This window comes from Longimicrobium sp. (assembly GCF_035474595.1).
Classification (GTDB): Bacteria; Gemmatimonadota; Gemmatimonadetes; order Longimicrobiales; family Longimicrobiaceae; genus Longimicrobium.
The window spans coordinates 64,955-78,987 of record NZ_DATIND010000085.1; the positions used below are offsets into that span (position 1 = coordinate 64,955).

At 70.2% G+C, this 14,033-nt stretch carries 12 protein-coding genes; 9 read left to right on the forward strand and 3 right to left on the reverse strand.

Annotated elements, in window-relative coordinates; all coding sequences use genetic code 11:
- Positions 1-154: 154 nt before the first annotated feature.
- The 4 genes from VLK66_RS15670 (at position 155) to tcmP (ending at position 4,209) form a co-directional block, all read left to right on the forward strand.
- Complete coding sequence (locus VLK66_RS15670) at positions 155-673, forward strand: low molecular weight protein-tyrosine-phosphatase (protein ID WP_325310386.1); 519 nt, start codon at positions 155-157, stop codon at positions 671-673.
- Complete coding sequence (locus VLK66_RS15675; protein WP_325310387.1) at positions 670-1,539, forward strand: fructosamine kinase family protein; 870 nt, start codon at positions 670-672, stop codon at positions 1,537-1,539. Before VLK66_RS15670 ends, VLK66_RS15675 begins: the two co-directional genes overlap by 4 nt.
- Before the next feature lie 124 nt (positions 1,540-1,663).
- Positions 1,664-3,214, forward strand: coding sequence for a phospholipase D-like domain-containing protein (locus VLK66_RS15680; RefSeq protein ID WP_325310388.1), 1,551 nt, complete (start codon positions 1,664-1,666; stop codon positions 3,212-3,214).
- Between the two features lie 92 nt (positions 3,215-3,306).
- Positions 3,307-4,209 carry a three-Cys-motif partner protein TcmP gene (gene tcmP / locus VLK66_RS15685; protein ID WP_325310389.1) on the forward strand — a complete coding sequence of 301 codons (903 nt, stop codon included), beginning with the start codon at positions 3,307-3,309 and terminating at the stop codon, positions 4,207-4,209.
- 41 nt (positions 4,210-4,250) lie between these two features.
- On the opposite strand, the gene VLK66_RS15690 is transcribed toward tcmP, so the two are convergent.
- Entirely contained in the window at positions 4,251-5,051 is an 801-nt protein-coding gene (locus VLK66_RS15690) for a phage Gp37/Gp68 family protein (protein ID WP_325310390.1), read from the reverse strand.
- 95 nt (positions 5,052-5,146) lie between these two features.
- The gene (locus VLK66_RS15695; protein WP_325310391.1) at positions 5,147-6,799 is read right to left on the reverse strand and encodes a M1 family metallopeptidase; all 1,653 of its coding nucleotides are present in this window, start codon (positions 6,797-6,799) and stop codon (positions 5,147-5,149) included.
- Between the two features lie 541 nt (positions 6,800-7,340).
- Between VLK66_RS15695 and VLK66_RS15700 the strand changes: the two genes are divergently transcribed.
- Positions 7,341-8,585, forward strand: coding sequence for a lytic transglycosylase domain-containing protein (locus VLK66_RS15700; protein WP_325310392.1), 1,245 nt, complete (start codon positions 7,341-7,343; stop codon positions 8,583-8,585).
- Between the two features lie 103 nt (positions 8,586-8,688).
- On the opposite strand, the gene VLK66_RS15705 is transcribed toward VLK66_RS15700, so the two are convergent.
- Positions 8,689-8,880, reverse strand: coding sequence for a hypothetical protein (locus VLK66_RS15705; RefSeq protein ID WP_325310393.1), 192 nt, complete (start codon positions 8,878-8,880; stop codon positions 8,689-8,691).
- A gap of 349 nt (positions 8,881-9,229) precedes the next feature.
- Here VLK66_RS15705 and VLK66_RS15710 point away from each other — a divergent pair, with 349 nt between their 5' ends.
- The 4 genes from VLK66_RS15710 to VLK66_RS15725 form a co-directional block, all read left to right on the forward strand.
- The gene (locus VLK66_RS15710) at positions 9,230-10,168 is read left to right on the forward strand and encodes an alkaline phosphatase family protein (RefSeq protein WP_325310394.1); all 939 of its coding nucleotides are present in this window, start codon (positions 9,230-9,232) and stop codon (positions 10,166-10,168) included.
- Complete coding sequence (locus VLK66_RS15715) at positions 10,165-10,548, forward strand: hypothetical protein (RefSeq protein WP_325310395.1); 384 nt, start codon at positions 10,165-10,167, stop codon at positions 10,546-10,548. The genes VLK66_RS15710 and VLK66_RS15715 overlap by 4 nt, the downstream gene beginning before the upstream one ends.
- Before the next feature lie 574 nt (positions 10,549-11,122).
- A complete protein-coding gene (locus VLK66_RS15720) occupies positions 11,123-13,504 on the forward strand; it encodes an FtsK/SpoIIIE family DNA translocase (RefSeq protein ID WP_325310396.1) in 2,382 nt (793 codons plus the stop codon).
- Positions 13,505-13,680: 176 nt separating this feature from the next.
- Positions 13,681-14,033 (forward strand): hypothetical protein (locus tag VLK66_RS15725; RefSeq protein ID WP_325310397.1); only part of this gene is annotated, 353 nt, incomplete at its 3' end.

Below are 14,033 nucleotides of genomic sequence, written 5' to 3' on the forward strand. Positions count from 1 at the left end.
CGGTGTTCGACTCAGGATGACGTCCTGTTTGATGTCGCGCTTGGACAAGTGATGGTGCATTCCTCAATCATCTCAAACGGATGACGGGCCTGCACGTTGCGCATGCGTCCCGCGACATGGATGGACGCGAGGCGATGAACATCGGACGAGGACGATGGATCAGCTGAAGCTGGTGGACGACGGGACGTGGCAGCCGATCCGCGTGCTGTTCGTGTGCCTGGGCAACATCTGTCGGTCGCCGCTGGCGGAGGCGGTGTTCCGGCACCTGGTGGACGAGCGGGGATGGACGGACCGCTTCGAGATCGACTCGGCGGGGACGTCGGGGTGGCACCGCGGCTCGCCGCCGGACCGGCGCAGCGCCGAGACGGCCCGCCGCCGCGGCATCGAGGTGGCGGGCGCGAGCCGGAAGGTGATCGCCGCGGACCTGCGGCGCTTCGACTACGTGATCGCCATGGACGCCGACAACCGCGCCGCGCTGGACGAGCTGCACCGGTCGGCGGGCGGCACGGCGGAGGTGCGGCAGCTGCGCGAGTTCGAGGCGGGCGCGGACTCGCTCGACGTGCCCGACCCGTACTACGGCGGCCCGCGCGGATTCGAGGACGTGCACGACATCGTGGAGCGCGGCTGCGCGGGGTTGCTGGCCCACATCGCCGCCGAGCGCGGGCTGCGGTGAGCCTGCCCGACGCGGTCCGCGCCTCGGTCGCGCGGCAGGTCGGTGCGATTCGCTCCGTCACCCCGGTCGGTGGCGGGTGCATCAGCGAGGCGTATCGCCTGGAGACGGCGGACGGCCCCGTCTTCCTGAAGCATCATCCCGAAGCCCCTGCCGGGATGTTCGCCGCGGAGGCGGACGGCCTGCGCGCCCTCCGCGCCGCCGCGGGCGACGCGCTCCGCATCCCCGCCGTGCTCGCCATCGGCGACGCGTGGATCGCGCTGGAGTGGCTGGAGCCGGGCCCGCGCGGCCGCGGCTTCGGCGAGCGGCTGGGGCGCGGGCTGGCGGCGCTCCATCGCGCGAGATCCCCCGGCGGATGGGGATGGGAGGCGCCGAACTGGATCGGCTCGCTCCCGCAGGAGAACGCGCCGGCCGCGTCGTGGTCCGGGTTCTGGCGCGACCGCCGTCTCGTCCCCCAGTTCCGCCAAGCCGCGGATGCCGGCCGCGACACCGGCCCGCGCCGCGAGTGGGACCGCCTCTTCGACCGCCTCCCCGCGCTGCTGGCGGAGGCGGAGGAAGACGGCCCGTCGCTGCTGCACGGCGACCTGTGGGGCGGCAACGTCCTTTCCGCGGCGGGCGATCCGGCGCTCATCGACCCCGCGGTGTATCGCGGCCACCGCGAAGCCGACCTGGCGATGACGGAGCTGTTCGGCGGCTTCGATGCCGCCTTCCACGCCGCGTACGAGGAGGCTTGGCCGCTGCGCCCCGGCTATCGCGAGGCACGGCGCGGCATCTACCAGCTCTACTATCTCCTCGTCCACGTCACCCTCTTCGGCGGCGGCTACGCCGGCCAGGCGCTGTCCACGCTGCGCCGCGTGCCGGGCGCGTAGCACCTGCGGCGCGGACGTTGCTTCCCTCTCCATCCGTTCGTTTCCATATTCGGAAAGCGCCGCGCGCCTGCCCGTACCGGCAGCGCACTCCCGCACTTCCGCACTCCCGCACCTTCCCGAGGTCGTGAGCGAGACCGTCCCCCCGCCGTCGTCGCCCGTGTACGTGCACCACCGCATGCCGCCGCCGCAGGGGAACTCGGTGGCGGTGCGGACGCTGGTGCGCTACGCCGAGCGCGCCATGGAGCGGGCGTCGGACGGGCCGCAGGTGCGCGGGAACACGGCGCGGCTGCTGGTGGACGGCCCCCAGGCGTTCCCCGCGTGGCTGGCGGCCATCGAGGGCGCCCGCGAGTGGATCCACCTGGAGAACTACATCATCCGCAACGACCGCACGGGGCTGCGCTTCCGCGAGGCGCTGTGCGACCGCGCGCGCGACGGGGTGAAGGTGCGGGCGCTGTTCGACTGGATGGGGTGCTGGGCCACGCCGCGGCGCTTCTTCAAGCCCTTCCGCGACGCGGGGGTGGAGATCCGCTTCTTCCAGCCGCCGCGCGCCACCAACCCGCTCGGCTTCCTGCGCCGCGACCACCGCAAGATCGTGGCGGTGGACGGCGGATGGGCCTCGGTGGCGGGGATGTGCATCGGCGACGAGTGGGCGGGCGACCCGGAGCGCGGCATTCCCGCGTGGCGCGACACCGGCGCCGAGTTCCGCGGCCCCGTGGCCGCCGCGCTCGACCTCACCTTCTCGCGCACCTGGGCCCGCGCCGGCCGCCCGCTCCCGGCCGACGAGGTTCCCGACCCCGGGCGCATCAAGCCCGCGGGCGACGTTTCCGTGCGCGTGGTGGAGGGGGTTCCGGCGAAGTCGCGCATCTACCGCCTGTCGCAGTTCCTGACGCTGGCGGTGGAGCAGCGGCTGTGGATCACCGATCCGTACTTCCTCGTCCCCCCCGCGATGGCGGAAGCACTCGCGTCGGCCGCGCGCGACGGGGTGGACGTGCGGGTGCTCCTCCCCGCGTTCAACAACTGGCCCATCGTGGGGGGGATGAGCCGCGCGGGGTACCGTCCGCTGCTGGAGGCGGGGGTGCGGATCTTCGAGTGGGAGGGGCCCATGATCCACGCCAAGACGGCCGTGGCCGACGGCGTGTGGTCGCGGGTGGGGAGCAGCAACCAGAACCTGGCGTCGCTGCTGGGGAACTGGGAGCTGGATGTGGCGGTGACGGATCGCCACTTCGCGGCGGAGATGGAGGCGCTGTTCGAGACCGACCTGGCCAGCTCGGTGGAGATCAAGCTGCTGAGCTCGCGCGTCTCCCGCTCGCCGTACCGCGACCGCCGCTCGGCCGAGCGCGTGCTGGTGGAGGACCCGCACGACGAGCACAAGCCCGGCCGCAAGAAGGCCCGCGAGGCCCGCGCGCGCTCCTACCGCGGAACGGAGTTGGGTCGGTTGATGGGGCGCCTGGCGCGCGCGGGCTCGGTGCTGGTCCGCGCCCTGATCGGCGAGCGCCTGATCGGCGCCGAGGACATCGGGTGGATCCTCATCGTGGCGATGCTCCTCTTCCTCGTCTCCGCCGTCGGCTTCCTGTATCCCAGCTGGCTGGCGTGGCCCATCGCCTTCTTCATCTTCTGGATCGGCGTGGCCGCCCTCATCCGCATCGCCACCCAGCGAAGGCCGCCGGAGGAGTGAGCCTGAACGGGCGTTGACTAGCTCACCATTTCACAATTTATTCGAATTCTTCCGGACCATGGCAGGCTTGTGATATTCTGGAGAGATATGCCATGACGGATCGAGATCGGCTATCCCTGTTCAAAATTCCTGAAATGCCTCCCGTCAGAGTACAAGGGCGGGAGCGCAGAAATGGGCGGCATGCTCTCCAGAAGCTGGAGTTCCTGAACCGTTTCCTTCCTCCTGCCCTCCTTGCAACGCGATCCAAAGTCTCACGACACTACGTCGATCTGTTTGCCGGACAAGGGTACTTCAGGGATGAGGAAGGGAGAGTCCATGAGGGATCTGCCTTGCGGGCGCTGAGCATCGGCGCGGAGGACTCACAGAGCGTTGCATTCACCGATGCAACGTTGGTAAACCTGTTTCCTGAGCACGCGCAGGCACTCGCGGAGAATATCGAGAAGCTCTGCGCCACGCGGCGGTGCCGTGTGCCGCAAAACCGCATCGAGCTGATCCAGGGCGATGCAAACGAGGCGGTTCCGAGGATTCTCGCGCGCATTCACCCGCGCGCCTACGTGTTCGTGTTTGCTGATCCCGAGAACCCCGGTCAGCTGCCATGGGAAACTGTTAAGGCGCTGAGATCTCAAGGTCACGAAAGTGTAGACCTCTACCTGCTGTTCCCGCTTGACATGGCTGTGATCCGGATGATGGCCTGGGATCGTGTCAAGCTGGAACCAACTGCAGCTGCGCTGACACGCTTCTACGGAACTGACGAGTGGCGGGCCGTAGTTGAGCGGCGAGTGACCGATCGAGATCGAGAGAGGTGCAGGAAGGAACTTGAAGACCTTTACATGCAAGGTCTACGCGGTCTCGGGTGGAAGCACGTCAGCCGTGCGCGCGAGGTGAAGCGAGCCGGTAATCACCGGCTTTACCAGATGTTGTTCGCAACAAATCACCCTGTGGCTGACAACCTCGCGAAGTGGGAAGGGAGAGAAAGCCAGTTAGGGTTTATCTGAGATGACGTAGCTTGGATGGTTGTGCGTTCGGATCAGCCGTTCTATCCGACCGCCAAGAGGTCGGCGGAATGCCGGCTGAGTAGCGCTGGCATTCCGTCCCACGTCCTGTCCTCCAAAATTCGGCCGCCAGCCTTGGACGTGCGCCCGCCCCACTGCTTGAAGAAGAATGCCACACCGGCTGCCTCGCATCGGTCGCGGACCAGCGCCGCCCATGCCGGCTGCATCGGCCGATAGTTGGCTCCACTTTCGCCACCAGCGATAACCCACTGGATTCCTGACAGCAGCCCATCGAGATCAAGGGCGCCAATCAACGGCTCACAGGAGAGGAATCGCACCTGAGCAGGCAACCCGCGTAGCTGCGCGATGCGAAAGGCGACTTCCTGCTGCTCCACGCTCGTGCCCATCCAGATGTGCGACGGGATCTCTCCTTCGGGGAAGAGATCCCGGTTCAGCTTGAACCACCTCACCGCGCGCGCCGGGCGCTTGGTCAGGACCTGGTAGATGTGCCGATCCTCCTTCAGCATCACCTCGAAGATCTGGCGGACGTACGCGTCGGGCACGTCGACGTGGAACAGGTCGGACATGCTGTTCACGAAGATCATCCGCGGGTCCTTCCATCGCGCAGGATCGCTCAGGCGGGAGGGCCAGAGGCGAACCGCGAACGGATCGATCTCGTTTTCCAGCGTCGGCAGCGCGGGCGGCTGCTTGAGGTATACCGAAGCGAGCCGGACATGGGCGAGCGTATGCGCATAGCAGTTGTCGCAGCCTGCTGACACCTTGGTGCAGCCGGTCACCGGGTTCCAGGTGGAATCGGTCCACTCGATCTTGCTGCGCTCGCCCAAGGTGATCTCCGTTAGCAGATGAAGGACTCTCCCAGCCACGATAACCGAAACTTTGCCGAACCGTCAAGGACGTCGATCATGACGGCCCTTCTCTGCTACTTCGCCGCCGCCGAGTTCAGGTCGCGCGCTTCGACGTAGAAGTTGGGGTCCACGGCGAAGGCCGCGGCGGTGCCGGCCGAGGCGGGCGCGGTCTGCCACTCCGTCGTCGGCCGAAGCATCGTCCACGCGTCGCCGGTGATCCGCACCTTCACCGGCATGTCGAAGCCGGGGACTACGTTGGCCCAGCGATACCGGAGGCTGGAGCCGCCGAGCTGATACTCCAGCACCGGGATCTTCGTCGTCTCCAGGTACTGCTGGAAGACGCGGGAGAAGTCGATCCCTGACTGGCGGCTGATGTACTCGCGCACCTGTATCCCCGTGACCGTCTGGTGGCGGAAGGTGGAGTTCAGGCCGCGCAAAATCCCCCGCCACTTCTCGTCGTCGCCCACGATCTGCCGGAGGGTGTGCAGCAGGTTGCCGCCCTTGTAGTACATGTCGCCCGAGCCCTCGGCGTTCACCCCGAAGGCGGGGATGATGGGCTCGTCGTTCTGGATCGCCGCGCGGGTGCCGATCACGTACTTCGCGCCGGCCTCCTTCCCCTGCTGGCACTCGGTGTACAGCCCCTCGGCGTAGTTGGCGAACGACTCGTGCACCCACATGTCGGCCAGGTCGGTGCTGGTGATGTTGTTCCCCCACCACTCGTGCGCGCTCTCGTGCACGATGATGAAGTCCCACTGCAGCCCCAGCCCCGTCTGCGACAGGTCGCGCCCCAGGTAGCCGTTCAGGTAGTGGTTGCCGTACGCCACCGCGCTCTGGTGCTCCATCCCCAGGTGCGGCGTTTCCACCAGCTTGTAGCCGTCGGCGTACCAGGGATAGGGCCCGAACCAGTGCTCGAAGCACTTCAGCATGGGCTTCACCTGCTGGAACTGCCGCCGGGCCACGGATTCGTGGTACGCCAGCGGCCAGAAGTCGAGCGTCAGGTTGCCGCCCTCGCCCGCGTAGCTGTCGCTGAAGTGCGCGTAGGCGGCCGCGTTCACCGCCACGTCGTAGTTGTTGATGGGATTGGCGACGAACCACTCGAACGTCGCCGTCCCGTCCGCGTTCTGGCGCGTGGAGCGCAGCCGGCCGTTGGACACGTCGGAGATGCCGCGCGGCACGGTGATGGCGACGCGCTGGCTGTCCGGCTCGTCCGCCTGGGTGTCCTTGTTGGGCCACCACGCGCTGGCGCCCAGCCCCTGCACCGCCGTGGCGATCCAGGGCGTGCGCGTGCTGTCGGCGCCCCACACGAATCCCCCGTCCCACGGCGCGTGCGTGGCCACGCGCGGCCTGCCGTGGTAGTAGAAGCGCAGCGTCCGCGTGGTCCCCGCCGCCTGCTGGGGCATGGCCACGAAGAAGGCGTTGCCGTCGCGGCGGAAGGCCAGGCGGCGGCCGTCCTGCACGATGCTGTCGGCCACCAGCGGCATCTGCAGGTCGATCTGCATCTCGCGCCCCGGCTGCAGCACGCGGTAGGTGATGCCGTTCCAGCCGCTGATGCTGCTGTCGGCGGGGCTCACCTTCACGTGCAGGTCGTAGAACGCCGCGTCCCACCACGCCCGCCCGGGGCCGATGGAGCCGCGCAGCGAGTCGGCGCGGGTGTAGGTGTGCGGCTGCGCCGCCAACGCGGCCGGCAGGGCGAGCAGGAGACTGGCGAGCAGGGCGATTCGGCGCATCGAAGCTCTCGGCGTGGTGTTCACGAGGGTGGGGAATGACAGAATGCAGCGCGGCGGCCAATCCGTCCACCCGCGTACCCGCCAGGATGCGATTCCTTCCACAGGGGACAGGGGACAGACGGACGAACCGGACGGGCGACGCCGCCCCTCGAAGGGTTATCCTGAGTCGAACACAAAGGGAGCGTCCTCCGGAGAGCCCGGAACCGGCTGCCGAGCCGACCAGCCTCGCGCAGTTTGCGAGGCTTCCCGTGGTTGTTGCTGCGGCTTCAGCCGCCGGTGCGGGGGCATCTCCGACAGCCCAACCAGCCGGGTTCGCGCCGGTGTCCGGCTCGCCCAGGCCGTCCCTGTTCCCTGTCCCCTCTCCCCTGTTCCCTATCTCTTCGGTTGCCTAAACCGTTGTTCCGTTTTATGTTACGAAGGAACGGCGGACACTGGGCCGCGTTCAATCCCCCTTAAAACCAGTCGTACTCCCGTTCCACCCCGGTTGAATCGACCGTCGCGGGATCCGCGTCGCGCCTGCAGTAATCCATCCGGAGGCAGCATGCAGTTCAGGACGGCGTTCCCGGCCGCGCTCCTCGTCGGGTGCACCATCGGCGGAGGCCTGGCGGCCACCGGCAAGCAGCTCTCGTTCGGCCACGACGGCACGGGCGAGCCGCTGGGCTTCATCCGCGAGGCCGCGGCCGCCACCGCCACCCGCTGGGACATCCCCGTGGCGCGCAACGACGCCGTGGACCACTTCGTGGAGCTGTTCTCCGGCCGCCGCAGCGAGGTGATGGCGGACTACCTGAAGCGCTCCGGGCGCTACGAGGGGATGATCCGCACCAAGCTGCGCCTGGCCGGGATGCCCGAGGACCTGGTCTACCTTTCCATGATCGAGAGCGGGTTCAACCCCAACGCCCGCTCGCACGCCAACGCCGTGGGCCTCTGGCAGTTCATGGCGCCCACCGCGCGCGGCTACGGCCTGCGCGTGGACGGGTACGTGGACGAGCGCCGCGACCCCGAGAAGAGCACCGACGCGGCGCTCCGCTACCTGCGCGACCTGCACGACCAGCTCGGCTCGTGGTACCTGGCCGCGGCCGCCTACAACGGCGGCGACGGCCGCGTGAGCCGCGCCCTGGCCGCCGAGACCGGCCGCAGGCGTGGCGAGAGCGACGACGACTTCTGGCGCATCCGCCACCGCCTGCCACGCGAGACGCGCGAGTACGTGCCGCTGATGGTGGCCGCGGCGCTGGTCGGCAAGGAGCCGGGGAAGTACGGGCTGGGCGACGTGGAGCGCTGGATGCCGCTGCGCGCCGACACCGTGGCGGTTCCCGGCGGCACCGAGCTGGAAACCGTGGCCAAGGCGGCCGGCGTCAGCGAGCGCGAGGTCACGCGCCTGAATCCGCACCTGGTGCGCAAGGTCACGCCGCCGGGGAAGAAGTCCTTCGCGGTGCGCATCCCCGAGGGGCACCAGGACGCCTTCGCCGGCGCCTTCCCCGCGCTGCACGCCGAAGCCGTGGCCCGTGCCGAGGCCGAGCGCGCGCGCCAGGCGGAGATCGCCCGCGTCCGCGCCGCGGAGCGCCGCGCCGCCGAGCAGCGCCTGGCCGCGCGCCGCACCGAGGCCCGCCGCATCGCGGCGCGCGCGGCCGCCCGCCGCCACACCGCGTCGCGCGCGTCGGCGCATGCCTCGTCGCGCTCGCGGGCGTCCGCGCGCAGGACGACGACGCACCGCGCCTCCGCGCACACCACCCGTCGCCCCGCGCGCCACACCACGCACGCCACGCGCAGGACGCGCCGCCACCGCTGACGATAGCGCGGGGCAAAGCCGAACGCGAAACGCCACCTTCCTGCATCGAAGGTGGCGTTTCTGCGTCCGGATGGTTCGTCCGTCGTGCGCAGCACCGCGCGGATCAGCAGGTGCAGGTGCGCTGCTCGGTGTAGAAGCACGGGCGCAGGTACGACAGCGTGGAATCCAGGGCGATCGCGTTGCCCGGCAGCTCGGGCCCGGCGTGCGCGCGCACCGTCCCCACGCCGGTCTCGGTCCGGGCGGGCTCGAACGAATCCACGCGCAGCGACTCGACTTCCAGCTTCAGCTTCTTCATCGCTCGTCTCCTTGAGATGGTCGGCAGCAGCCGCAGGTGTGCCCCAGGGTGAACGCACGAATTCCGCCACACAATCCACACTCTCGTCCATGAATGTCCATCGTTCCGGAGTATGGGTGATTGAACTCGCGCGCGCAATGCGCCGTCCCGACAAATCCACCGTCGGCGTAGCGGATCCCGAGTACGCATCCGCGAGCCGGGCGGAGGCTGATGCCGCGCACCGGGTGGCCACCCGGGCCGACGGTGGAACGGATGGAGGATGTCCCGCTCGCCGCGTCCTGTCGCCATCGTGCCGCCCGCGCTAGAATCCCCGCGAATCGCGCCGTCCGTATCTTTAGCCCGCTCCGCCGTGCCGCCCAGCCGTCCCTCGCGCGTGCTGCTCGTGTTCCTGGACGGCGTCGGCATCGGCCCCGCGGACGCGGAGCGCAACCCGTTCGCCCGCGCGCGGCTCCCCAGCCTGCGGCGCCTCCTTGGCGGCCGCCTCCCCGTCGCGGACGACCTGGACGCGGACGGAAAGATCCTGGGCGGGGCGATGGTGCTGGTGGCGGCGGACGCGACGATGGGCGTGGCCGGAACGCCGCAGAGCGGGACGGGTCAGACGGCGCTGCTGACGGGGCGCAACACCGCGGTGGAGTACGGGCGCCACTTCGGGCCGTGGGTGCCCACCGGGCTGCGCGACCTGCTGGCCGCCGAGAACCTGCTCACGCGGGCGGTGCAAGCCGGGGGGACGGCGGCGTTCGCCAACGCCTACCCGGTCGCCTCGATCGCCGCGGACCCGCGGATCTTCCGGCGCCCGGCCGCGCCGCCGCTGGCCGCCCGCGCCGCCGGGGTGCTCACGCGCGACCTCCCCGAGCTCGCGCGCGGCGAGGCGGTCGCGTCGTCCATCACGCACGAGCGCTGGCGCGAGCACACCGGCGACGCGCTCCCCGACATCACCGCGGCCGAGGCGGGGCGGCGGCTGGCGCGCATCGCCGCGGGGGCGGACGTGACGCTGTTCGCGCACTACGACACCGACCACGCCGGCCACCGCGGCGCCATGGAGGGTGCCATCGCCGCGCTGGAGAAGGTGGACGCGTTCCTGGGCGGCCTGGCCGACGCGCTGCCGGCCGACGCGCTGCTGGTGGTGAGCAGCGACCACGGCAACGTGGAGGACGCCACGGGCGGGCACACCCTGAACCCCGTGCCCGTGCTGGCGATGGGGCCGGGGAGCGGCGAGCTGGCCGCGCGCGCCCGCGCCATCACCGACGTGGCGCCCGCGCTTCTGCAGATGCTGGGAATGGAGCGATGAGCGAGCCCGAAGAGGACGAGACTTCCGGCATCTACGAAGAGCTGGACACGATCGACCGCGACGAGGCCGAGGCCGTGTTCGCGTCGGGCGGGCGCGACATCGGGCTTGCCCTGCTGCGGCTGGCGCTGCACTGGGACGACTGGGCCTACGTGGAGCGCCGCTGCCTGGACTTCGCCCGCCACCCCGACATCTGGGTGCGCCGCAACGCCGCCACCGCGCTGGGCCACCTGGCCCGCATCCACGGCCGCCTGCACGTGGAGCGGGTGATGCCCGCGCTGATGACCCTGTGGGCCGACCCCGACGTAAGCGGCTGGGCCGACGACGCACTGGACGACGTGGAGATGTTCTGCAAGGTCGAGCGGAGGCGGTGGGCGCACTGAGGGAAGTGTGGAAGTGCGGAAGTGTGGAAGTGCGGAAGTGCGGGAGTGCGGGAGTGCGGGAGTGCGGGAGTGCGTTCTCGGGTGAGTCGAGCATTGGCGCGTGCCGCGGGCATTGCACCGCCAATAAAATTGGCAGGCAACAACAGCACGAAGTCCCTCCGGGACTGCTTTCCAACATCTGTCGGTCCTTCCGGCACACTGGTGTCCGCAGTTGAGCTGAATTGTGCAGGGCGCGTGAATCCCCGTCCCTCCCCCAGGCAGTTTTGGGGGAGGGACCGGCGGCCCGGCGGCGCGACGGGAGTCGCGCCGGGCCAGCCAGGGAGAGGGCCCGCCCGGGCGCGGCGATCGCAAAATTCCGTCGCGGGATCGGAATCTTCCTTCGCGCTCCCGTCGAAGTGTCGGGCGGAGGGCGTTCGCGGTACATTTGGCATATCTTCGTTCCGCACATATCTTTCGTGTCCAACTGACCGACTGCCCCCACGCAGTAATCCCGGCGCCGCGCGGACCTTAGTTCCGCGTGCGTGCCCGTCCTTCCGAACGCGGCTACCAGCCTCAACGGCGCGATCCCGGCCCGATGCTGTTCACCCTCGACGATCGGCAGCGGCGCGAGCTCTGGGGGCTCGGTCTCCTTGCCCTGGCGCTCCTCCTCGCCCTCAGCCTGTTCCCGCTCGACTGGTTCCGGGCGGGCGCCCGCTTCCCCTCCCACAACGTCGTGGGCCCCGTCGGCGGGTGGCTGCGCGCCACGCTGGTCGGCGGCATGGGCGCGGGCGCGCTCGCCATCCCCCTCCTCTGCGGCATCTGGGGGCTGGTGGCGTTCGACAAGCTTCCCACCGAGCCCGCGCTCCGCTGGTCCGTCCTCCTCGGCGGCCTCGCCTTCATCGCCCCCGCGGCCGTGGCCATCCTGGGCGGCGCGGACCCGGCCTCCCCCGTCACCGGTGCCACCGGCGCGGCCATCGGCGGCGGAATGGCGGGGCTCATGGGCGGCATCGGCTCCACCATCGTCCTCGCCACGCTCTTCGCCGCGCTCTGCGTGGCCACGGTCGGCTGGAACCCGTTGCGCAGCGCGGTGCAGGGCGGCCGCTTCGCGTGGGGCCACACCCGCCGCGCCGCCTCCGCCATCCCCGTCCCCAACCTCAAGCTCCCCCTCCGCCGCGCTGGCGACGGGGAAGAGGACGATGGGGATTTCGAGGATGGGGACGAGGAGGACTACCGCGCGCCGGCCGATGACGACGACTGGATGGACGTGCCGCTGGACGACGAGCCGGTGGGCGTCGCCGCGCGCGCGCCCGCGCTCCCGGCGATGGATCCGGACGCGACCATCCCCTCGCCCGGGCCGCTGAAGCCCAAGCGCGGCAAGGCCGTCCTCGCCGAGCAGGGCGACCTCCTGGCCGAGGCGGGCGACCCCACCAGCACCGACCTTCCCGCCACCGTGCTGCTCACCGCCGCGCCCCCTCGCGACGAGGCCCGCAACCGCGCGCAGCTGGACCAGCTGGGCGTCGTGCTGGTGGAGAAGCTGGCGACCTTCAAGATCGAGGGGCGCGTGGTGGGGATGACCACCGGCCCGGTGGTCACCCAGTTCGAGGTGGAGCCCGCGCCGGGGATCAAGGTGGCCCGCATCGCCAACCTCGAGGCCGACCTGGCGCTGGCGCTCCGCGCGCCGTCTGTCCGGATCGTGGCGCCCATCCCGGGGAAGGGCGCGGTGGGCGTCGAGGTGCCGAACCCCGCGCCGGAGATGGTCTTCTTCCGCGAGGTCATCGAGAGCCAGCAGTTCCGCACCAGCAAGGCGGCGCTCCCGCTGGCGCTGGGCAAGGACATCGGCGGCAGGCCGCTCGTCGCGGATCTTGCGCGCATGCCGCACCTGCTCATCGCCGGCGCCACGGGCTCGGGAAAGTCGGTGTGCGTGAACACCATCATCACCTCGCTGATCTACCGCCACACGCCGCAGACGCTGCGGTTCCTGATGGTCGATCCGAAGATGGTGGAGCTCAGCATGTACAACGACCTCCCCCATCTCCGTCACCCCGTCGTCACCGACAACAACGATGCCGCGGCCGTCCTGAAGTGGGCGGTGATCGAGATGGAGCGCCGCTACCAGCTCCTGTCGGCCAACGGCGTCCGCAACCTGAACGACTTCAACCAGCGGGTCGATTCGGGGCAGATGATGCGCTCGCCCGAGCCCGACGGCGAGGAGGGCGATCCCGACCGGTGGATCTATCGCGGCGGGCGGCTGCCGTACATCGTGGTCATCATCGACGAGCTGGCGGACCTGATGATGACGGTGCAGGGCGAGGTGGAGAAGCCGCTGGCGCTGCTGGCGCAGAAGGCGCGGGCCATCGGCATCCACCTGATCCTGGCCACGCAGCGCCCCTCGGTGAACGTGATCACCGGCCTGATCAAGGCCAACTTCCCCAGCCGCATCGCCTTCCGCGTCTCGTCGAAGGTGGACAGCCGCACCATCCTGGACCAGAACGGCGCCGACGCGCTGCTGGGCAACGGCGACATGCTGATGCTGCCGCCCGCCAGCAACGAGCCGGTGCGCGTGCAGGGCGCCTTCCTGTCCACCGACGACACCGAGCGGCTGATGGACTGGTACCGCGAGGCCAGGCGCCTGCGCGAAGAGGCGGCCGTGGCCGCGGGGCTGGCTGCGGCCGACGCGCGCGAGGAGGACATCCTGGAAGTGGTCCGCGCGCACGAGGGCGACGGCGAGGAGCTGGAGGCGGGCGACGACCCGGCCGACCGCGACAAGCTGTTCCGCGAGGCCGCCATGCTCTGCGTGCAGCACCAGGGCGGCTCCACCTCGCTGCTGCAGCGGCGGCTGCGCATCGGCTACGGGCGCGCGGCGCGGGTGATCGACCAGCTGCACTTCGCCGGGGTGCTGGGGCCGCCCGACGGCTCCAAGCCCCGCGACGTGCTGGTGGACATCATCGGCCTGGACATGATCGCGCCGGACGATTGAGGACGCGTCCACCGTCAGGGTTCCGCGGACCGGTCATGCGTCCACCCGCGGGAGAACGGGGCCGGGCATTCGGCCCGCCGCGCACCGGGCGCGGAGCGCATCGCTCCGTGTCCGGGATCCCCGGCATCGCTTTCCGCTGACCCCGCTGGTCCATCCCGCACCCGCGTCTCTCTCCCATGGCCTACCCGACCAACGCCACCAACGTCTCGCCCACGTCGCTGCGGATCGTGCGGTTCGCGATGCTGACGGGGCTGCTGCTGTTCGTGGGGATCGCGGCGTACGTGCACCAGAGCGCGCCGCCGGAGCCGGTGCGCGAGGGCGCGGACCTCCGCGCGCTGCGCATGGTCGGTCTGGCGATGTGCGTGGCGATGATGGCGGGGATCTTCGTTCTCCGCGGCGTGCGGCGGCGCGCGGCGGTGGAGAAGCGCGGCACGATGGCGCTGATCGGGTCGGCCATGGGCGAGGCGGCGGCACTGTTCGGCGCGGTCTACTTCTTCCTGGGCGGCGGGTTGGAGGTGTTCGCCCTGGG